This window comes from Kitasatospora misakiensis (assembly GCF_042656005.1).
GTDB lineage: Bacteria > Actinomycetota > Actinomycetes > Streptomycetales > Streptomycetaceae > Kitasatospora > Kitasatospora misakiensis.
Genome location: NZ_JBHSOF010000040.1, coordinates 1 through 20347, shown reverse-complemented (window position 1 = coordinate 20347; position 20347 = coordinate 1). Strand labels below are relative to the sequence as shown.

18 protein-coding genes and 1 riboswitch are annotated in these 20347 nt (G+C 72.9%); of the genes, 8 read left to right on the top strand and 10 right to left on the bottom strand.

The window, feature by feature from the left end; translation table 11 throughout:
* Positions 1–20: 20 nt before the first annotated feature.
* Positions 21–1040: a LacI family DNA-binding transcriptional regulator gene (locus ACFP3U_RS26190; RefSeq protein WP_380228123.1), complete on the top strand. Its 1020-nt coding sequence runs from the start codon at positions 21–23 to the stop codon at positions 1038–1040.
* Positions 1041–1237: 197 nt separating this feature from the next.
* Here the strand turns inward: ACFP3U_RS26190 and ACFP3U_RS26185 are convergent, their stop codons facing one another.
* Positions 1238–2542, bottom strand: coding sequence for a transglycosylase family protein (locus ACFP3U_RS26185; RefSeq protein ID WP_380228122.1), 1305 nt, complete (start codon positions 2540–2542; stop codon positions 1238–1240).
* A riboswitch (cyclic di-AMP (ydaO/yuaA leader) is annotated at positions 2529–2689 on the bottom strand. It overlaps the preceding gene by 14 nt.
* Before the next feature lie 354 nt (positions 2690–3043).
* Here ACFP3U_RS26185 and ACFP3U_RS26180 point away from each other — a divergent pair.
* A complete protein-coding gene (locus ACFP3U_RS26180; protein ID WP_380228121.1) occupies positions 3044–5197 on the top strand; it encodes a hypothetical protein in 2154 nt (717 codons plus the stop codon).
* Positions 5198–5301: 104 nt separating this feature from the next.
* Here ACFP3U_RS26180 and ACFP3U_RS26175 read toward each other — a convergent pair whose 3' ends face one another.
* Entirely contained in the window at positions 5302–6204 is a 903-nt protein-coding gene (locus tag ACFP3U_RS26175; RefSeq protein WP_380228120.1) for a sirohydrochlorin chelatase family protein, read from the bottom strand.
* A gap of 513 nt (positions 6205–6717) precedes the next feature.
* Here ACFP3U_RS26175 and ACFP3U_RS26170 point away from each other — a divergent pair.
* The gene (locus tag ACFP3U_RS26170) at positions 6718–6972 is read left to right on the top strand and encodes a DUF397 domain-containing protein (protein ID WP_380228119.1); all 255 of its coding nucleotides are present in this window, start codon (positions 6718–6720) and stop codon (positions 6970–6972) included.
* A 336-nt stretch (positions 6973–7308) separates the two neighbouring features.
* Here the strand turns inward: ACFP3U_RS26170 and ACFP3U_RS26165 are convergent, their stop codons facing one another.
* Positions 7309–7833, bottom strand: a complete 525-nt coding sequence (locus tag ACFP3U_RS26165) for an ATP-binding protein (protein ID WP_380228118.1) — start codon at positions 7831–7833, stop codon at positions 7309–7311.
* A gap of 417 nt (positions 7834–8250) precedes the next feature.
* On the opposite strand from ACFP3U_RS26165, the gene ACFP3U_RS26160 reads away from it, so the two are divergent.
* Positions 8251–9117 (top strand): helix-turn-helix domain-containing protein, encoded by an 867-nt coding sequence (locus ACFP3U_RS26160; protein WP_380228117.1) that lies wholly within the window; start codon positions 8251–8253, stop codon positions 9115–9117.
* Between the two features lie 79 nt (positions 9118–9196).
* Here ACFP3U_RS26160 and ACFP3U_RS26155 read toward each other — a convergent pair whose 3' ends face one another.
* Both ACFP3U_RS26155 and ACFP3U_RS26150 read right to left on the bottom strand, forming a co-directional pair.
* Positions 9197–9802 (bottom strand): TetR/AcrR family transcriptional regulator, encoded by a 606-nt coding sequence (locus ACFP3U_RS26155; protein WP_380228116.1) that lies wholly within the window; start codon positions 9800–9802, stop codon positions 9197–9199.
* Between the two features lie 261 nt (positions 9803–10063).
* On the bottom strand, positions 10064–11587 hold the full coding sequence (locus ACFP3U_RS26150) for an MFS transporter (protein WP_380228115.1): 1524 nt from the start codon (positions 11585–11587) through the stop codon (positions 10064–10066).
* A gap of 87 nt (positions 11588–11674) precedes the next feature.
* Between ACFP3U_RS26150 and ACFP3U_RS26145 the strand changes: the two genes are divergently transcribed.
* On the top strand, positions 11675–12106 hold the full coding sequence (locus tag ACFP3U_RS26145; RefSeq protein WP_380228114.1) for a MarR family winged helix-turn-helix transcriptional regulator: 432 nt from the start codon (positions 11675–11677) through the stop codon (positions 12104–12106).
* Between the two features lie 49 nt (positions 12107–12155).
* Here ACFP3U_RS26145 and ACFP3U_RS26140 read toward each other — a convergent pair whose 3' ends face one another.
* The 5 genes from ACFP3U_RS26140 to ACFP3U_RS26120 form a co-directional block, all read right to left on the bottom strand.
* The gene (locus ACFP3U_RS26140) at positions 12156–13118 is read right to left on the bottom strand and encodes a M56 family metallopeptidase (protein ID WP_380228113.1); all 963 of its coding nucleotides are present in this window, start codon (positions 13116–13118) and stop codon (positions 12156–12158) included.
* A gap of 140 nt (positions 13119–13258) precedes the next feature.
* Positions 13259–13882 carry a DUF5134 domain-containing protein gene (locus tag ACFP3U_RS26135; RefSeq protein ID WP_380228112.1) on the bottom strand — a complete coding sequence of 208 codons (624 nt, stop codon included), beginning with the start codon at positions 13880–13882 and terminating at the stop codon, positions 13259–13261.
* A gap of 144 nt (positions 13883–14026) precedes the next feature.
* Positions 14027–14803 (bottom strand): amino acid ABC transporter ATP-binding protein, encoded by a 777-nt coding sequence (locus tag ACFP3U_RS26130; RefSeq protein ID WP_380228111.1) that lies wholly within the window; start codon positions 14801–14803, stop codon positions 14027–14029.
* On the bottom strand, positions 14800–15711 hold the full coding sequence (locus ACFP3U_RS26125) for an amino acid ABC transporter permease (RefSeq protein WP_380228170.1): 912 nt from the start codon (positions 15709–15711) through the stop codon (positions 14800–14802). Before ACFP3U_RS26125 ends, ACFP3U_RS26130 begins: the two co-directional genes overlap by 4 nt.
* 11 nt (positions 15712–15722) lie before the next feature.
* A complete protein-coding gene (locus tag ACFP3U_RS26120; protein ID WP_380228110.1) occupies positions 15723–16613 on the bottom strand; it encodes an ABC transporter substrate-binding protein in 891 nt (296 codons plus the stop codon).
* 260 nt (positions 16614–16873) lie between these two features.
* On the opposite strand from ACFP3U_RS26120, the gene ACFP3U_RS26115 reads away from it, so the two are divergent.
* From ACFP3U_RS26115 to ACFP3U_RS26105, 3 genes are read left to right on the top strand one after another with little or no spacing between them, the layout of a single operon-like run.
* A complete protein-coding gene (locus ACFP3U_RS26115) occupies positions 16874–18274 on the top strand; it encodes a DUF6421 family protein (protein WP_380228108.1) in 1401 nt (466 codons plus the stop codon).
* Complete coding sequence (locus tag ACFP3U_RS26110) at positions 18271–19038, top strand: SDR family NAD(P)-dependent oxidoreductase (protein WP_380228106.1); 768 nt, start codon at positions 18271–18273, stop codon at positions 19036–19038. The genes ACFP3U_RS26115 and ACFP3U_RS26110 overlap by 4 nt, the downstream gene beginning before the upstream one ends.
* Positions 19035–20132 (top strand): threonine aldolase family protein, encoded by a 1098-nt coding sequence (locus ACFP3U_RS26105; protein WP_380228169.1) that lies wholly within the window; start codon positions 19035–19037, stop codon positions 20130–20132. The genes ACFP3U_RS26110 and ACFP3U_RS26105 overlap by 4 nt, the downstream gene beginning before the upstream one ends.
* Positions 20133–20347: the final 215 nt, after the last annotated feature.

Sequence of the window (20347 nt, the reverse complement as noted above, 5' to 3'; positions counted from 1 at the left end):
TTGCAATAGGCTCTGGGACCGTGACTACGGCGCGACTCTCAGACATCGCGGCGCAGGCGGGGGTCAGCGAAGCCACCGTCTCCCGCGTGCTCAACGGCAAGGCGAACGTCTCGGCCGCCACCCGGCAGACCGTGCTGGCGGCGCTCGACGTGCTCGGCTACGAGCGGCCGACCCGGCTGCGCCAGCGCAGTGCCGGGCTGATCGGGCTGATCACCCCGGAACTCAGCAACCCGATCTTCCCCGCGCTGGCCCAGGTCATCGAGCAGGTGCTGAGCCGGCACGGCTTCACGCCGGTGCTCTGCACCCAGACCCCGGGCGGCTCCACCGAGGACGAACTGGTGGAGATGCTGGTCGACCGGGGCGTGGCGGGCATCGTGTTCGTCTCCGGCCTGCACGCCGACAGCACCGCCGACCACGACCGCTACGCCCGGCTGGCCGGGCGCGGGGTGCCGTTCGTGCTGATCAACGGCTACAGCGAGAAGATCGACGCGCCGTTCATCTCGCCGGACGACCGGGCCGCGATGTGGATGGCCGTCCAGCACCTGGCCGAACTCGGCCACGAGCGGATCGGCCTGGCCGTCGGGCAGCGGCGGTACGTGCCGGTGCTGCGCAAGATCGAGGGCTTCACCGCGGCCCTGCGGGAGGTGCTCGGGTACACGCCGGAGCAGGCCGAGGAGCTCGTCCACCACACGTTGTTCAGCGTGGAGGGCGGGCACGCGGCGGCCGGGGCGCTGCTCGACAAGGGCTGCACGGCGATCGTCTGCGGCAGCGACATGATGGCGCTCGGCGCGATCCGGGCGGTCCGTCAGCGGGGCCTGTCGGTGCCGCAGGACGTCTCGGTGGTCGGCTTCGACGACTCGCCGCTGATAGCGTTCACCGAGCCGCCGCTGACCACCGTCCGCCAGCCCGTGGAGGCGATGGCCACCGCGGCCGTGGACGCCCTGCTGGAGGAGGTCGGCGGGAACGCCGTCCAGCGCGGGGAGTTCATGTTCCAGCCGGAGCTGGTGATGCGCGGCTCGACCGGCGCCCGCGCGCGCTGAGGACAGACCACGAGGGCCCGGGGAGCGACATGCTCCCCGGGCCCTCGGCGTTCCCGCTCAGCCCTCCTGGGCGATCGGGCCGTCCGGAGCCCGGGCATGCCGCGGCCCCCGGGTAGCGAGCGACTGCTCCCCGGGGGCACGGGCCTGGCGGTGGTGCGGTCCTACCGGCGGTGCGCCGGTCGGACCGGTCAGACCGGTCAGACCCGGCCGGCGAAGTCCGGCGCGAAGTTGGCGACGGTCTGGACCCGCACGCCCACGCTCGGGTTGGCGGCCTCGATGTACTTGCCGTCGCCGGTGTAGAGCGCGACGTGGTAGACGCCGGAGTCCTGGCCGTTGTTGGACCAGAACAGCAGGTCGCCGGCCTTGAGGGCGTCCAGCGAGACGTGGGTGGACGCGGCGGCCTGGTCGGCGGCGACGCGCGGGACGGAGATGCCCGCGGCGCGCAGCGCGGCCTGGGTCAGGCCGGAGCAGTCCCAGCCGCCGTTGCCGGTGCCGCCGTAGACGTAGGCCTGGCCGACCTTCGACTGGGCGAAGGCGACGGCTGCGGCCATGCTGCCGGTGGCGGCGGCCGGGGCCGGGGTCTCGGCCTTCGCGGCGGGCTTGGCGGCCGGCTGGCCCTGGGCCTTGTCCTGGGTCACGGCGGACGCGTCGGTGGCGGTGGCGGTGCCGTTCTGCGCGCCCTTGGCACGGTTGAACCAGTCGAAGCCCTGGCCGGACTGGTCGGTGGCGGAGGCCTGGGTCTTGGTGTGGTCGCCCAGGGTCAGGTGCTGGCCCGGGTAGATGGTGTGCGGGCCCTTGGTCAGGGTGGCGCGGTTGAGCTCGTACAGCCGCTCCCAGCCGCCCTGGACGCCGTTCTTGTCGGCGATGGAGGACAGCCAGTCGCCGGCGACCACGGTGTAGTCCCCGGTGGCCTGCTGGCCGTCCTGCTGGCGCCACTTCTGCCAGTCCTGGCCGCCGGAGCGCTGCTGGGCGGCGTCGGCGGAGGGGGCCTTGGCGGCGGGGGCGGCGGGCTGGGCGGCCGGGGCCGGGGCGGCCGGCTTGGCAGCCGGGGCCGGGGCCGGGGCGGCGGGCTTGGCGGCGGTCGTGGTGTCCACGGCGGCCGGGGTGCCGCCCTTGGTCAGACCGGCCTGGATCGAGCAGACCGGCCAGGCGCCGGGGCCCTGGACGGCGAGCACCTTCTCGGCGATCGCGATCTGCTGGTCCTTGGTGGCGAGGTCGGCGCGCGGGGCGAACGACGTCCCGCCGAACGCGGCCCAGGTGGAGTTGGTGAACTGGAGGCCGCCGTAGAAGCCGTTGCCGGTGTTGATGCTCCAGTTGCCGGTGCTCTCGCACTGGGCGACCTTGTCCCAGGTGGCGACGGAGGCGGCCGAGGCGGTGCCGGCGGTGAGGCAGGGGATGGTGAGGCCGATGCCCGCGACGCCGAGGGCGGCGATCGCGCGACGGGTACGGCCGGACAGACGGGTGCCGTTGGTGTGCAGCATGAAGACGTGGTCCTCTCCCACGCCTGCGAGGTGAGCTGTCGGATTCGGGCCGGAGTTGCCCGGCCGCGCTGTGGACGCGGCTTCACCCCTAGCCCGGGTCCGGTCCGAGGACCGGTCCTGGGCGAACTACCTGTGGTTCCCCCGCTCCTGCCGTGGTGCAAATTGCACTGCCAGCACGCCCGACGGCAGGACTCGGCGTTGCGAACGAGCTGGGTCCGTGTGGCCACGAACGGGAGCACGTTAAGCAGAGGCGAGTTCAAACCGCAAACATGTGTGACGGTCGTCACGGTTTACGAAAACCGTGCTGAGAGGCTGTCCTTCATGATCAGAAATGACCGATTTCCGGTAACGCCCGTCCTGGTCAACACAACTGCCTATGCTTCAGAACGTCGGCAGCGCGCCGACGCCGCCGCAGCCGTCTGGGGGGAGGGCTACGCACCGATGGGCAGTGACGAGGAGCCGGACGCCGCTCGACCGGCCGCCCGGCCGCGCGGAGCGCATCGCCGGGCAAAACACCGCAGAGTGGACATCCCGCCCGAACTACCCCGAACTCCCGTAAGCCGTCGCGGATTACTGCGCTGGCTCGCCGTCGGCACCGCCTTCGCGGCGATCAGCGGCGAGGAGATCCTGCGCCGCTCGCTGACCGGGGAGACCCGGCTGGTCACCCCGGCCGCCGTGGTCGGGACGCCCCCGGCCGGAGCGGCCGGCCCGATGGGCCCGGGCGGCGGCCACGGCGCCGCCCCGCCGGGCGGCACCGGAGCCCCGGGCGCCGGACCCCCCGAGCAGCCCGCCCCCGCGCCCACCGTCGACCAGGGCGGCCGCCGCTGGTCCGACCGGGCCGGCTGGGGCGGCGGCCCACCCGGCCCGCGCAGCGCCGTGCGGATCACCGACAAGGTCCTGCTCGACACCGACGCCGAGGTCGGCTCCCTGCTGGTGGAGCCGGGCGGCAGCCTCACCTTCGCCGCCGACCGCACCCTCACCCTCGCCGCCGCCGGCAACGTCGAGATCCGCGGCACCCTCGCCCTCGCCCCCGACGGGGACCACACCCACACACTGCGCTTCCCCGGCGTCGACGAGAAACGCTTCAAGGGCGACGGCATGACGGTGGTCGACACCGACGTCGGCCTCTGGGTCACCGGCGCCGGCTACCTCCGGCTGGACGGCGCTGCCAAGACCGCCTGGGTCCGCGCCGACCGCGACCTCAAGGCCGGCGACACCGTCGTCAACCTGGCCGCCCCGCCCGCCGGCTGGCTCCCCGGCGACGAACTGGCCGTCACCCCGACCGGCCCGCCCGACCAGGACGGCTTCGCCGCCCGCTACGACCTCGTCACCCTCCGGTCCGTCAGCGGAACCACCGTCACCCTGGAGACCCCGCTCAAGCACCCGCACCCCCGGGTCGCGGCCGGCGGAGGCGTCACCGTCGGCGCCGAACTGCTCAACCTCACCCGCAGCGTCCGGGTCGAGGGCACCGCCAAGGGCCGCGCCCACGTCCACCTCACCAGCTCCCGCCGGGCCGACGTCCGGCACGCCGCGCTGCGCTGGGTCGGCCCGCGCGCCGACACCAAGGAGACCTGGCGGGGCCCGGACGGCACCGCACCGGTCACCGCGCCGGTGCTCGGCCGGTACGGTCTGCACTTCCACCGGCTCGGCGACGCCACCCGGGGCACCGTCGTCGAGGGCGTGGTGGTCCGCGACGCCGGCAGCCACGCCTTCGTGCCGCACGCCAGCCACGGCATCACCTTCCGCAGCTGCGTCAGCCACGAGACCTGGGAGGACGCCTACTGGTGGGACGGCCCGCTGGACACCCGAACCCCCCAGCAGCCCTCCGACGACATCGTCTACGAGTCCTGCGTGGCCTCCCGTACCCTGCTCGAACCCAACCCCCGCGCCTACCGGCTGACCGGCTTCAACCTCGGCGCGGGCACCGGGGGCAAGGCCCTGGACTGCGTCGCGGTCGGCGTGCAGGGCGCCAACGGCGCCTCCGGCTTCGAGTGGCCGGAGAACAGCGAGGGCGTCTGGACCTTCCAGCGCTGCCTCGCCCACAACAACCTGCAGGACGGCATCTTCGTCTGGCTCAACGCCCAGCGGCACCACGTGGTCACCGAGTTCGCCGCCTACCACAACGGCGGCTGGGGCATCGAGCACGGCGCCTACCTCAACGACTTCGACTACACCGCGAGCGTGCTGTACGGCAACGCGGGCGGGGGAGTGGCGCTGCACGCGCTCGGCCGGGACAAGGGCAGCGTCTTCGACGGGCTGCTGATCGACGCGGCCGGGCTCAGCGACTTCGCGGTCTCCACCGCCCGGCACGAACTCGCCGGGGAGTCCGTCACCTTCAGCCGCACCCGGTTCACCGGCTACCGCCGGGCCGGGGTCGCCTTCCGGGCCGGGGCCGACGGCAAGCCGGACGACGTCCTGCTGCTGGACTGCGAGTTCGGCGGCAACGAGCTCTGGCTGGACCCGGAGGCCGGGGCGCCCAAGAACATCCTGCTGCGCCGGACCGGGTCGACCGAGGTGCTCAAGGTCCGCCGGGCGGGCGAGGAGGGCGACGCGCAGCCGAAGTGGAACGCCGCCGCCGCGCCGGTGCCGACCCTGGCCGGCCAGTCCCGGCCGGTGCAGGTCCCCGCGCTGAGACTGAAGGACGCGGCCGCGCCCACCACCAGGGTCGGGCGGTAGCCGTGCCGCCGCGCCGCGGGATCCGGTCACGCGGGTCGGCGAGCGGTAGTGCCGAGAGGGCCCGGAACGGGGTGACCGTTCCGGGCCCTCCGGCGAGGTGTCCGTTACTGGGCGGCGTGCCGCCCGCCGCCGCTCGGGCCGGCGTCCTCGGCGTCCTCGACGGCGAGCGCGGGGTCGACGGCCGGCAGCGCGGCCAGGTAGGTGGAGGCGACCAGCTGGCCCACCGCCTGGTACGCGCCCAGCGGCGCGGCCGACGGGCAGCCGGACTCCTCGGCGGCCGTGGCGAGCAGCTCGGCGTCCGCCTCGGGGCCGATCACCAGCGGGGCGAGCGCCGGGTTCTGGGCGCCCATCTCCTTGAGGTGGGCGACGGCCTCGGCGACCGAGCCGGGCACGTCCAGCGCGGCCGGGACGACCGGCACGGCGAGCCGGGCGGCCAGCAGCATGCCGGTGATGCCGGCGGCGTCGGCCGCGGCCTGCCCGCCGACGGTGGTGAGCACCACGCCGTCGGCGGCGGTCGCGATGGCGAAGAGCCGGGCGCGGTCGGCCCGGGCCAGACCGGCCTCGGAGAGGCGGACGTGGACGGCCTCGGCGAGCAGCGGGTGCGGGCCCAGCGCGTCGGTGACGGGGGCGCCGTACTCGGCGGCGAGGGCGTGCAGTTCGGGGAGGAAGTCGTGCGGGCCGGGCGCCAGCGGCACCACGATCGGGGCCGGCAGGCCGGCCTCGGCCGCCTCGGCCAGCAGCTCGGCGACGGTGCGCTCGCCGTCGGTCCCGTCGGCCGCGAGGTAGCCGGCGACGGTCAGGACGCCGTTCTGCTCGCTGCGGACGATGGACAGCAGCTCCTCGACCACGGACCGGGATTCCGGCCCGGCGGCCGCGGGGACGGCGAGCAGCAGGGCCGGGGAACCGGCCGGGATCTCGGGGCGCTCGGGACGGCGGTGGCGCCCCCGCGCACGGGAGCCTGGAGTGCGGACGGGCAGTGGCGCGCCCGGGATGGCTGCGGTGCTCATGGCGGAGATCGTAGGACATCGGCCCGCCCGGCCCGCAGTCGGCTGCCGTACCGAGGGGGACCACCGGTCCGAAAACCGGACATAACCGGCCACCGGTCGGCGGTTCTCCCGGTACCCACGCAGATGCGCCGGAACGGGCCTTCCGTTGCCGGGGTGGCGCGTGAGATGTCTCACAGCATACGACTCACCTGACGGAGCGTCACGAAAGGGCGACTCCCGGCGTCCGAAGATCAACATTCAGCGGGGGGTCGCCTACGGGCGGTTATCGGCGGCTTGCCGATTCAGTCGGCTATGTCCGCTTACGTGCCGCCGGGAGGGCTCTTCGCGAAGAGTTCCAGTTCGGTGTCGAAGAGCCCGTGCACCTGCAATGTCCCGTGCTGATGCACGTGCACTGGAGCTATCATCGCGTCAAGTGAGGCGTTGTGCCGGGCCGGTACGGGGCCGGCCCGGTCGTTGGCGGGGGCCGGGGCGCCGAGCTGAACGACCCACTCCGGAGCTCTTCGGGAGATTTCTATGCACGACGCGCATCACACGTACGACCCGTACAACGGGATGGCCGCTACGGACCTCGAGGGCGTGGTCTGGCAGAAGAGCCTGCACAGCAACTCTCAGGGCAACTGCGTCGAGTTCGCCGCCCTCCCGGGGGGCGAGGTGGCGATGCGCAATTCGCGCTTCCCGGACGGTCCGGCGCTGATCTACACCCGGGCCGAGATCGCCGCACTGCTGCTGGGGGCCAAGGACGGGGAGTTCGACCACCTGGCGGTCTGACCGGCCATCGGCTTCACCATCGGGGGGCCGTCGTGGGTGCTGACACCACGACGGCCTTTGTCTTTTTCTGGCGGGTCCGGCTGCGGGTGGTCCGGCCCGGGGTGCCGCCCGGGAGGTGCCGCAACCGCCACGGCGTCCGGTCGCGGTCTCTGCCGCTGTCGCCGCCGCCGTACCGAGCCGCCGCACGCGGATCGGAGGGGACGCCACCGCCGGAAGGCTGCCGGTGCCCGCTGCCCGAGGGCCGCCGGTCGCCGTCGCCGGGGTGGATGGTCGGTACCGGGACGAGGCCCGCCGGGGTGTGGTGTGCCGCGGTCGGAGTCGTCGTCGGACGCGCGGTCAGGCCGAGCGCCGGTGCCGTCCGCCGAACTCGGCGAGGGGGGCCGGTCGTCGGCTCTCCTCCTCCGCCTCGAACAGCGCCCAGACGACCTTGCCGCCGCCCAGCGGGTGCCAGCCCCAGGAGTGGCTGAACGAGTCGACCAGGTGCAGGCCGCGACCGGACTCCGCCACGAAGTCCGCCTCCCGGGCCACCGGGCCGATGCTGCTGGGGTCGCTCACCGCGCAGACCACCTGGGGCGCGCGGTGCACGAGGCTTATTCGGATCGGCAGCCGGCCCTCGGGCGTCGGTTGCGTGGGAAAGTCGTAGTCGCCCACCGTGCTGGGGCATGCGCCGATCGCGTGCCGCAGCGCGTTGGTCACCAGCTCCGAGGCCACCAGCGCGACGTCGTCGAAGAGCTCGCCCAGCCCCCAGCGGTGGAGGGCGGTCCTGGCGAAGTCGCGCGCGGTTCTGACGGCTTCATAGCGGGGAGCGAGCGTACACGTGACCACATGGGGGTCGACTGCCAAAGCCGTTCCGGTGCTCATGAAGAGCTCCTCCCATAAGGGGGCCGACACGGCTGGACCCGCCGGGGTCATGCCGGTCACCTCCGACTCGCTAGGCCGCGCGACCGCCTCTCGACCTTCAGGCGCGCGCGCACGTGGGCCCGGAGGCGCGGGGGCGCTACCGGGCCGGTGCACGGAATCGCGCGTGGGGTCGACGCGGAGCCCGCGGGATTGCCAGGGATGTGCAGGTGCACGTGCACCATCGTGCTCTGCGCTCACAGCAGATGCAAGAGTCGATTCACGTGCAGTCGTTCAAATGGCATATGCAAGCGCCGGATGCACGTGCATCCTGGTGTGCGGAGTACGGAACTGATAGGAACATCCGTCAGTATCGGCACCGTGAGCGCTCAACTGATGGCAGACTGTGCGCTGTTTGCCCTACGTGGAGGTTAGGACCGCATGACCACAGTTCAGCCGGGCGGCGGCTCGATGGTCCGCCGGATCCTCCTCGGCTCCCAGCTGCGCCGGCTCCGAGAGACGCGCGGCATCACCCGCGAGGACGCGGGCTACGCGATCCGGGCTTCCGAGTCCAAGATCAGCCGCATGGAACTCGGCCGCGTCAGCTTCAAGGAACGCGACGTCGCCGACCTGCTCAGCCTCTACGGCGTGGACGACGGCCTCGAACGCGAGGCGCTGCTCGGCCTGGTCCGCGAGGCCAACAAGTCGGGCTGGTGGCACAGCTTCAACGACGTCCTGCCGGGTTGGTTCCAGACCTATGTCGGGCTTGAGGAGGCGGCTGCCCTCATCCGCACCTACGAAGTCCAGTTCGTCCCCGGCCTGCTGCAGTCCGAGGAGTACGCGAGAGCGGTTTTCGGCCAGAGTCGGCCGGTGATCAGCGAGGAGGAGGTCGAGCGCCGGGTCAGCCTGCGCATGCGGCGTCAGAAGCTGCTCACCGAGGGCGGCAGCCCGCGGCTCTGGGCGGTCATCGACGAGGCCGCGCTGCGCCGTCCGGTCGGCGGCCCCCAGGTGATGCGCGGCCAGGTCCAGTACCTGATCGACGCCGCCGAGCAGTCCAACGTGGTCATCCAGGTCATGCCGTTCCGCTTCGGTGCGCACGCCGGTGAGTCCGGCGCGTTCACCATCCTGCGCTTTCCCGAGCAGGACCTCGCGGACGTCGTCTACCTGGAGCAGCTGACCAGCGCGCTGTACCTCGACAAGCGCGACGACGTCGACGCCTACATCCAGGTCATGGAGCGGCTCTGCGTGGACAGCCTCACGCCCGAGCGCACCATCGACCTGCTGGCCTCGATCCTGAAGGAGCGCTGACCCGGGCGTCGAATCCGGGTGTCGAGTCCGGGCGCCTGCCCGGAGTTCGACGGAGGGAGCGGGCGCCGGCCGCCGCGGTTCAGCCGCGGGCCGGCGCCCGCTCCCGTTCCGGCGGGAAGGGCTGCGGCGGGAGGCCCAGGTGCCAGGGCAGGTCGTAGCGGCGGAACAGGTCGGCGCGGATCGGCGCCAGCGGGACCTCCGCCCCGGGCAGCAGCACGCCTATGCACCCGCCCATCAGCGCGCTGCGCAGCACCGCGTGCTCGGCCGCCGGGTCGGGCGCGCCCCAGTCGAGCAGTAATCCCTGGAGGATCGCGCCGAGTTGCTGCTGCTCCGGGTCCTGGACGAAGGCGCCGCTGTCCGGGTCGAGGATCAGCGCGAGATGGGAGCGCATCACCCGCGGGTGCTCCATGGCCAGGCTCAGCACCGCGTCGATGGCCCGGGCCAGCCGGGCCTCCGGGCCCGCGTCGGGCGTCAGCTCGTCGAGGGCGGTGGAGAGCGCCTGGTGCATCATCCGGTGGGTGGCCGACTGCATCAGCAGCCGTTTGCCGTCGAAGTAGTAGGAGAGCAGGCCGCGCGCGAGCCCGGCCCGCTCGGCGATGTCGGTCAGCGTGGTGCCGGCGTATCCGCGCTGGTCGACGAGCTCGACGGTGGCCCGCATGATGCGCCGCCGGGACCGCTGGCGCATCTCCTCATTGACCGAATCCCCGCGAGGTGCCATCGTGTCTGCTCCGTACATTCGTTGGCTGGCGGCCAATATACTGGCCGGGCCGGCGACCGAACCGTGGCGTCCGGCATTCGGCCGGGCGGTCAGGTTCGGCTCGTACGGAGAGGCGCCGGCCCTACCAACACGGGGGTTTGGTAGAGCCGGCGCCTTGCCCGACGGCGAGGACCTGGGGTGGATCCGGGCGTCGTGGAACCTCTGCCGTCGTGGAACCCCTGCCGTCGCTCAGTTCTTGCTGAGGATCCCGTCGCGTCGCTCGGCCAGGTCCTCCCGGCCTCCTGACGGATAATCATAGTCCGGTACCGGCAGGGGAGTTGCCTTCTTCCGCCGGTCGAGCGCGGCGCCCGCGACGGCGATCACCAGGCCGAGCAGCGCGACCCCGGTGACGAACAGCAGCGCCGGCCGGTAGCCGTCCAGCTGGGCCTCGGCGCCGGTGCCGCCGCCGCTGCCGGCGGTGATGATCGCGGTCGCGCCGGCCAGGACGACCGCGGTGCCCACCTGGATCGCGGTGTTCACCAGACCGGAGGCGAGGCCCTGCTCCTCGTCGGCGACCCCGTCGGTGGCCGCGATGTTCACCGAGGGGAAGGCGAGCGCGAAGCCGACGCCGAGCAGCACGATCGAGGGGAGCACCAGCGCCGGGTACGAGCTGTGCGCGTCCAGCCGCAGGAACAGCGCGAACGCGCCGACCAGGGCGAGCAGGCCGATCGGCAGCAGTCGGCCGGTGCCGAAGCGGTCCACCACCGGGCCCATGAACGGCGCCGAGAGGGCGATCATCGCGCCGGCCGGGAGCAGTCCGAGCGCCATTGCCAGGGCCGACCAGCCGAGCAGGTCCTGGAGGTAGAGCGTGACGACGAACTGGAAGCCGCCGTACGCGCCGGCCATCGCGAAGGCGATCACGTTGGCCCGGGCGACCGAGCCGTTGCGGAAGATGCCGAGGCGCACCAGCGGGTGCGCGGTACGGCTCTCGATCACCAGGAAGGCCGCGACGAGCAGCACCACGGCGGCCAGCGAGCCGAGGGTGCGCAGGCTGAGCCAGCCCGCGCCCTGCGCCTCGGTCGCGGTGAAGACCAGCAGCAGGACGGCGGACGTGCCGGTGATCGCGCCGAGCACGTCGTAGCGGCCGGCGGCCTTCTCCTCGACCTGGCGGGGGAGCAGTCGGGCGGCGAAGATCAGGGCGAGCAGCGCGATCGGGACGGGCATCAGGAAGGTCCAGCGCCAGCCGACCGCGGTGAGCAGGCCGCTGAGCACCAGGCCGAGCGAGAAGCCGCTGGCGCCGCAGGTGGTGTAGATCGACAGCGCCCGGTTGCGGGCCGGGCCCTCGGGGAACGTCGTGGTGATGATCGACAGTCCGGCCGGCGCGGTGAAGGCGGCCGCGACGCCCTTGAGGAAGCGGGCGGCGATCAGCAGGCCGCCGTCGTCGACCAGGCCGCCGAGCAGGGAGGCGGCGGCGAACACGCCGAGCGCGGTCAGGAAGACCCGGCGGCGGCCGAGCAGGTCGGCGGTGCGGCCGCCGAGCAGCAGCAGGCCGCCGTAGCCGAGCACGTAGCCGGAGACCACCCACTGGAGGGTGGAGGTGGAGAGGTGGAGTTCGGAGCCGATCGACGGCAGGGCGATGCCCACCATCGAGATGTCCAGGGCGTCCAGGAAGAGCGCGGCGCAGAGCACGATCAGGGTGCCCCAGAGCCGGGGAGTCCAGTGGTCACCGGCATGTGACGAATCGTCGGGAGTCGTGGTGGTCGCTGTGGTCATGACGCAAGAGACTACATGCACGTGCATTCAATGCAAGTGAATATGATGTTAACGCATAAGTTGTGGACGCTGTGATAGCGTGGCGGCGTGGCTGAACTCGACTCCCCGGCGGAGGCCGGCCTGGTCGCCCAATGGCGCGACCTGCTCGCCCGGCACGCCCAGACCGCCTGCCTGCTCGACCGTGAGCTCGGCGAGAAGCACGGTCTCGGCATGAGCGAGTTCGAGGTGCTGGAACGCCTCGTCGAGGGCTGCGAGAGCGGCGACAAGGGCCTGCGGGTGCAGGAGCTCGCGCACACCGTGCACCTCAGCCAGAGCGCGCTCTCCCGGCTGATCGGCCGGCTGGAGAAGGCCGGCCTGGTCACCCGCGCGATGTGCACCGCCGACCGGCGCGGCATCAAGGTCGCGCTCACCGAGGAGGGCCGCCGGCGCTACGCCGAGGCCCGGGGGCTGCACCGCGAGGTGCTCTCGCTCACCCTGGCCGACGACCCGGTGGACACCTGCCCGCCGGCCGACAGCTGACGTGTCGTCAATCCTCCCGCGCGGAGGGGGTGATGGCCGCGCGACCGGCTCAGTGCAGGGCGAGCAGGCCCGGTGCGGCGGCCAGCAGGACGACCGCGGCGGGCGCCGCCAGGGCGGCCAGGGTCAGCTGCAGCCGGTGCGGTACGGAGAGCCGCGGCCGCCCCGCCAGCAGCCGGTCCACCCGCTTCGGGGACTGTGCCTGACCGGGCGGGCAGCCGCCGAACACCCCGCGCCCCAGGTTGATCTCGGCCAGCGCCAGGGCCGTGGTGTGCCGTCCGTGCCGGCGCGCCGCCCGGTCGTCCGCCGCCAGCTCCACCAACTCGCCCACCTGGTCCCGGAAGGCGCTGAACACCCCGACTCCGGGGAACCCGGAGGCGAGCGCCTGCGCGCCCTGCGCCAGCCAGTGGTGCCGGGCCCGGACGTGACCGCGCTCGTGGCTGAGCACCGCCGCCAACTCCCGGTCGGTCAGCTGCCGGAGCGCCCCGGTGGTGACCACCAGCCGGGAGTCGTGCCCCGGCAGTGACCACGCCTCCGGGCGGACGTCCTCCAGCACCACCAGCCGCTCCCGGCGCGGCCGGGCGCCCGCGCCCGAGGCCGGCTCGATCGACTCCGGCAACGGCGGTGACAGCTCGGCGAGTCGGGCGTGCCGACGGGCGCGCAGCGCCTTCGCCGTCCGCACCTCGCGGGTCAGCGCGACCACCGTCTGCAGCCCGCCCGCCGCCAGCACCGCCGCGCAGAGCCGGCCCCAGCCCTCGGCGTTGTGCAGCCCGTACGCGGCCTCGACACCGGTCGGCGCGCAGGAGAAGAGCACCGCGCGCAGGGCGGGCAGGGCGGCCATCGTGGCGAGCACCAGGCCCAGCGCGCAGCACAGCACCACCGCCACCACCAGGCACTGCCAGACCAGCAGCGCCACGACCGGTTCCCGCTCCACCCAGCGCGCCCGGGTCAGCAGCCGGGGCGCGACGGTCGCGAGCAGCAGTCCGAGCAGCAGCAGACCGAGCAGGGCCGTCATGGCATGGGCTCCCCGGGGACGCACGGAGCGCGACATTGCGCTTCCCGTCAACCTATGCGCTGCCGGGGCCGGGTGGCACGGCTTTCGGCCACCCAGTGACCAACGCCACGACACCCGCCGGCGCCGCCGCCGGGCGGTCGTCACATGGTCAGGAGCATCGCGAACATGCCGATGCCCATCGCGAGCCGGCAGGCCCGGGGCAGTCCGGTCGAGACCGCCGCCACCGTGCCGCCGGAGCCGCTCAGCAGCCGGCTGCCGGACCAGAGCGCGTACCCGCCGAAGTAGGCGAGCAGGGCGCCGGTCAGCGCCGGCCAGCCGGCCGCCGCGTGGTGCCCGGCGTGCCCGGGCCCGGCCGTCATCGCCAGGGCCATGTAGGTCATCGCCAGCGCCCCGACCGCGTGGTGCAGCCGGTGTGCCCGCCGGTCCGGCCGGCGGACGGCCGCGAGCAGCAGGAGTACGGCGGGCGGACCGTACACCCAGGCCCAGACCTCGCCGGGCACGGCCGTCCCGGCGACCGCCATGGCCGCCATGCCGCAGCCCATCAGCCCCTCGGCGAGGTCCGACTCGTGGCCCGATGCATGGCCCGACGCATGGCCCGACTCGTGTTCCGACTGATGGGCGTGCGCCCTGCTGTGCCCGGCGCCGGGCGAGGCCGGGACCGCCGCGGGTGCGCACGGCGCACGGCGCAGCCGGGAGAGGCAGTAGCCGCCGGAGGCTGCGGTGAGGGCGGCCAGCAGCCAGCTGACCAGGTCTGGACCGTGCAACGGCGGCCTCCCGGACGGCGCGGACGGGCGTACCGTCCACGATCACCGCTCGGCGCCGTGCGCAGCAGGGCGTGCGCGGGGGCGCACGGTGGTGCCCGCCGTGGTGCGACCCGCCGACGGGCGCCGGGCGGCCCGGGGGTCCGGTCAGCGGGCGAGCCGGCCCGAGGCGACCACCCGGCTCAGGAACCGCCGCGTCCGCTCCTCGGTCGGAGCCCCGAACACCCGCTCCGGCGGCCCCTGTTCGAGCACCACCCCGCCGTCCAGGAAGCAGACCTGGTCGGCCACCTCGCGCGCGAAACCCATCTCGTGCGTGGCGAGCAGCATCGTCATGCCCCGCTCCTTCAGATCGCGGACCACCGCCAGCACCTCGCCGACCAGCTCCGGGTCGAGCGCCGCGGTGATCTCGTCGAGCAGCAGCAGTCGCGGCCCGGTGGCCAACGCCCGGACGATCGCCACCCGTTGCTGCTGCCCGCCGGAGAGCCGGTCCGGGTACGCGCCCGCCTTGGCCGCCAGCCCGAGCCGGTCCAGCAGCTCCAGCGCCCGCTCCTCCGCCTCGGCGCGCGGCACGCCGTGCACCCGGCGCGGGGCGAGCGTCACGTTCTCCAGCACGGTCAGGTGCGGGAAAAGGTTGTACGCCTGGAACACCACCCCGATCCGCCGCCGCACGGCGTCCTCGTCCACCCGCGGGTCGGTGATCTCGGCGCCGTCCAGGAAGACCGCGCCGTCGTCGATCGGCTCCAGCAGGTTGACGCACCGCAGCAGCGTCGACTTGCCGGAGCCGGACGCGCCGATCAGCGCCGTCACCGAGTGCTCCGGGACGCTCAGCCCGACGTCGCGGAGCACCACCTGGCCGTCGCCGAAGGTCTTGCGCACGGCCTCCAGCCGCAGCACCGGCCCGCCGTCGGGCACCGGATCCGTCACGGCATGCTCCCCTCGTACTGCCGGCGGTTCATCCGCGCGGTCAGCCAGCCGGTGAACCGGGTCAGCGGGATCGTCAGCACGACGAAGACGAGCGCCGCCACCAGGTACGGGGTGGAGTTGAACGACCGGCCGTTGATGATCTTCGCCGCGTAGACCGCGTCGATCACCCCGCCGATCGACACCAGCCCGGTGTCCTTCTGGAGGCTGACCAGGTTGTTGAGCAGCGGCGGCACCACCCGCCGCACCGCCTGGGGCAGCACCACGAACCGCATGGCCTGCGCGTGGGACAGGCCCAGCGAGCGGGCGGCGGCCAGCTGGCTCGGGTGCACCGACTCGATCCCGGCCCGGAACACCTCGGACACGTACGCCGCGTACGTCAGCACCAGGGCCGCGCCGCCCAGCCACAGCGGGTCGGTGGTGACGCCGGTCAGCCGCAGCGCCGGCACGCCGGTGATCATGACCAGCAGACAGATGATCATCGGCAGGCCGAGGAAGAAGTCCACGTACGCCGTGGCCAGCAGCCGCACCGGCAGGAAGACCGGCCCGCGCAGCGTCCGCAGTACCGCGAGCAGCAGACCGAGGACGAGGATCAGCACCCCGCAGACGGCCATCAGCTCCAGGTTGATCCGCAGGCCCTTGAGCACCTCGGGCAGGGCCTGCCGGGCGTACTCGGCGCTGAGGAACGACCGCCGCACCGCCGGCCAGCCCGGCGAGCCGACCAGCAGCGCCACCAGCGCGACGACCGTCACCAGGGTCGAGGCGGTGGCGATCAGGGCCGAGCGGCGGGCCCGGCGGCGCCGGAACGCCTCGTGGGCCAGCCGGCGCGCCGAGGGCCGGTAACCCGCCGGGGCGGCGTCCCCTCGTACGGAGGTGCCCGTGTCCTTGGTGCCCACGTCCTCGGCGCTCATGTTCTCGGAGCTCACGGCAGGACGGGGGCCGAGACGGCGTCGGAGAGCCACTCCTTCTCCAACCGCGCGAGGGTGCCGTCCGCCCGCAGCGCGTCCACCGCGGCCGAGACGCAGCCGGTCAGCCGGGAGCCCTTGTCCAGCACCAGCCCGAACTGCTCGCCCCCGCCGCCCGCGCCCGCCAGCTGACCGACCACCTGGGCCTCGGTCACCTCGGCGCCGGTGATGTAGAACGCCGTCGGCAGGTCCACCACCAGCGCCTCGACCTGACCGTTCCTCAGCGCGGCCTTCGCGAGGTCGTTGGAGTCGAAGACGGCCGGCTGCGCGGACGGCCGGATGCTGTCGGTGATCGCCTCCAGACTGGTGGTGCCGATCTGCGCGCCCAGCTTGACCCCCCTGAGGTCGGCCAGGCTCCGGGCGGACGCGGCCTTGGACCCCTTCAGCGCGATCACCGCCTGCCGGACGTCGTAGTAGCCGGAGGAGAAGTCCACCGCCTGACGGCGTTCGGCGCTGATCGACACCTGGTTGACGTCGAAGTCGAAGTCCTTCGGGCCGGGCGAGGTCGCCTTGCCGAACGGCGCGACCACCCAGGACACCTTCTCCCGGGGATAGCCCAGCTTCGCGGCGACCGCGTACGCCACCGCCGACTCGAAGCCCTTGCCGTTCTCCGGCCGGTCGTCCGAGAACCACGGCTCGTAGGCGGGCTTGTCGGTGCCGAGGGTGAGCGTCCCGGCCGTCCGGGTCGGCAGCGCGCCCGCCGCGCAGTCGGCGGAGCCGCCGGAGGCCGCGGCACCGGAGCCGGCACCGGAGCCGGACGCCGGCTCCCGGGCGGCACAGCCGGTGACCGCGGCCAGCAGCGCACCGGCGAGCAGGACGGCGACGGCGGATGTGCGGGGGAGGTGCATGGTGCTGCTCCTGGACACGAAGAGGCGGACCGGTCGGGTGGGACCTCCCCCGGTGGCGGGCCCCGGACACGCGCGGCATGGTCGCCTTGGGAGGCTTCGTCCCGCACCGTCCGGAAGATCCCCGAGGCTGTTCACGCGCCCGTTACGCGCCTTCCACCCCAGGTCACCGCAGATCCGCCGTCGAGACCCCCCTTGAACAGGAGAACCTTTCGTACTTATGGTGGTCCCGTCGAAAACCCTCCTGTCGAAGTGAGTCCCCGATGCAGAATCTTTCGCCAAGGCTCGCCGTGGCGGCCGACGCCCCGGCCCAGAACCTCGCCGAGCACCCGGCCTGGCTGCGCCTGAAGGACGCCGTGGAGACCCTGCGGCCCCTGCAGTCCAAGGACGGCTCCATCGACCTGTCCGCCGTGCAGCGCCAGACCGTCGACCCGCTGGTCGCGACCGTGCGCGCCGCCGTCGCCGAGCTGGCCCCGCTCTTCCCGCACGACGCCGCCTACCTGGCCGCCGTCGACACGGACCTCGCCAAGTGGGCCGACACCGGCTACCGGGAGCCCGACTTCCTGGACTCGCTGCTCGCCTTCCAGCCCGCCGACCAGCGCGAGGACGGCCTCCAGCACCTGGTCGTCTTCCCGATGTACACGCAGAACGGCAACCCGAACCGCAACCTCGAAGCCGTCCTGCTGAACGTCGTCTGGCCCGAGTGGCTGGCCGAGCTGGAGCGGACCCGCTTCGACAACCCGATGTTCGTACCGATCACCTTCACCGACTTCACGGCCGGCTACGACACCAACTCCGCCGTCCTCTTCCCGGAGACCGTGGCCGTGCGCAAGGCGCCGGAGCGGTTCACCTGGGGCGGCATCTTCTGCGACCGCGAGGCCGCCCGCTTCCGCGTGGTCTCCACCAACGCCGTCGAGCTGCTCGACCTGGAGATCCCCGCCGACGCGCAGAGCCTGCTGGAGGACCAGGAGCGCTCGCAGCAGACCTTCGTGCTCTGGGACCTCATCCACGACCGGACCCACAGCCACGGCGACCTGCCGTTCGACCCCTTCATGATCAAGCAGCGCAGCCCGTTCTGGATGTACGGCCTGGAGGAGCTCCGCTGCGACCTCACCACCTTCAAGGAGGCGGTGAAGCTGGAGACCGAGGGCAACGAGCACGCCCGCGACGTCCAGTACGCGATCCTCTTCGACCGCCTCTTCCGCTTCCCGGTCAGCGGCGACCGCGTCCGCAACTACGACGGCATGGGCGGCCAGCTGCTCTTCGCCTACCTGCACAAGCACGACGCGCTGCGCTGGCGCGACAACCGCCTCAGCATCGACTGGGAGCGCGCCCCGCAGGTCACCAACGCGCTCTGCGCCGAGATCGAGACCCTCTACCGCGACGGCATCGACCGCCCCAAGCCGGCCCACTGGATCGCCGCCTACGAGCTGGTCTCCCGCTACCTCACCCCGCACCCCGCCTCCACCTGGGCGAAGGGCACCGACGCGCTGCCGTTCGACATCGCCGACGGCAAGGCGCTCAACAAGGCCCTGTGCGACGCTGTGCTCCCCGACGAGTTCCCGCTGAGCATGTTCTACGAGGCCCTCTCGAAGAAGCTCGGCGGCGTCATCGCCTCCACCGCCGGCATCACCGGCGCCGGCCTGCAGGGAGTCGCCGCGTGACCACCGCATCCACCGCACCCGACGGGCCGCTGACCGGCAAGGTCATCGCCGTCGCCGGAGCCAGCGGCCCGGCCGGCCAGGCCGTGCTGCGCCGCCTCGCCTCCGACGGCGCCACCGTCATCGGCGCCGACATCGACGCCCAGCGCCTGGAGGCCGCGCTCGACGCGGTCCGGATCGCCGTGCGCGGAGCGCGCGTCAGCGGCCAGGTCATCGACCTGCTCGACCCGCAGGAGGTCCACGACTGGGCCGACCACCTGGAGGCCGAGCACGGCCACGTCGACGGCGTCTTCCACCTCGTCGGCGGCTGGCGCGGCAGCAAGACCTTCTTCGACAGCCGGATAGACGACTGGGACTTCCTGCACGACACCGTCGTGCGCACCCTCCAGCACACCTCGCTGGCGTTCCAGCCCGCCCTGGTCCGCAGCGAGTCCGGCCGGTACGCGATGATCTCCGCCGCCGCCGCGCACAAGCCCACCGCGGGCGGCGCCGCCTACGCCGCCGCCAAGGCCGCCACCGAGGCCTGGACGCTCGCCATGGCGGACTCCTTCCGCAAGGAGACCACCGCCGAGGACGGCAAGCCCACCGCCGCGGCTGCCATCCTGGTGATCAAGGCGTTGGTCAGTCCCGAGATGCGGGCCGAGAAGCCGGAGGCGAAGTTCGCCGGCTTCACCGACACCGCCGACCTCGCCGCCCACCTGGCGGGCCTCTGGGACCGCCCCGCAGAAGAACTGAACGGACAGCACCTGTGGCTGACAGCCCCATGATCGACTTCTCCGACCCCGCGGCCCTCTCCGGGCACACGGACGCGGAACGGCGGCACGACCCCGCCGTCCGCGGCTTCGCCAGCGACAACTACGCCGGCGTGCACCCCGAGGTCCTCGCCGCGATAGCCCTCGCCAACGGCGGCCACCAGGTCGCCTACGGGGAGGACGACTACACCGCCCACCTCCAGGACGTCTTCCGCCGCCACTTCGGCGAGAAGGCCGAGGCGTACCCCGTCTTCAACGGGACCGGTGCCAACGTCGTCGCCCTCCAGGCGCTGCTGCCGCGCTGGGGCGCGGTGGTCGCCGCGGAGAGCGCCCACATCAACGTGGACGAGGGCGGCGCGCCGGAGAAGATGGGCGGCATCAAGCTGCTCACCGTCCCCACCCCCGACGGCAAGCTCACCCCCGAGCTCATCGACCAGCAGGCCTGGGGCTTCGGTGACGAGCACCGCGCGCAGCCGCTCGCGGTCTCGATCACCCAGAGCACCGAGCTCGGCACCCTCTACACCGTGGAGGAGATCCGGGCGATCGTCGAGCACGCGCACCAGCTCGGCATGCTGGTCCACGTGGACGGCTCCCGCCTGGCGAACGCCGCCGCCTCGCTCGGCGTCCCGCTGCGCGCCTTCACCACGGACGTCGGCGTCGACGTGCTGTCCTTCGGCGGCACCAAGAACGGCCTGCTGTTCGGCGAGTGCGTGGTCGTGCTCAACCCCGAGAAGGTCCGGAACATCAAGTTCCTGCGCAAGACCTCGATGCAGCTCGCGTCGAAGATGCGCTTCGTCTCGGTCCAGTTCGAGGCCCTGCTCACCGGTGACCTCTACCTCCGCAACGCCGGCCACGCCAATGCCATGGCCGCCCGGCTGGAGGCCGCGGTCCGCGGGATCGACGGCGTGACCGTGGTCCGCCCGGTCCAGGCGAACGCGGTGTTCGCGATCCTCCCGCGCGAGGTGAGCGAGTGGCTGCAGAAGCGCTACCGCTTCTACTTCTGGAACGAGCACACCGGCGAGGTCCGCTGGATGTGTTCCTTCGACACCACGGAGGCCGACATCGACGCCTTCGCGGCGGCCATCGCCGAGGAGATGGGCCGCGTCTGACGCGCGTTCGACCGCCGATCGTCCCGTCCCGCGTCAGCGGGGCGGGACGATTTGCATGTGGCGGTCCCGTCCCCGTACAGTTCCGGAGTCGCCGCGAGAGAGCGGTGGCAAGTGGAAAGCGAAGTCGGCTGAATGAAACTCCGGGAAACGGGGCGGAAATCGTCTGATAAGCTGGAAACACGAAAGAACGAAGCGCCCGGAGGGTCGGTGTGAAA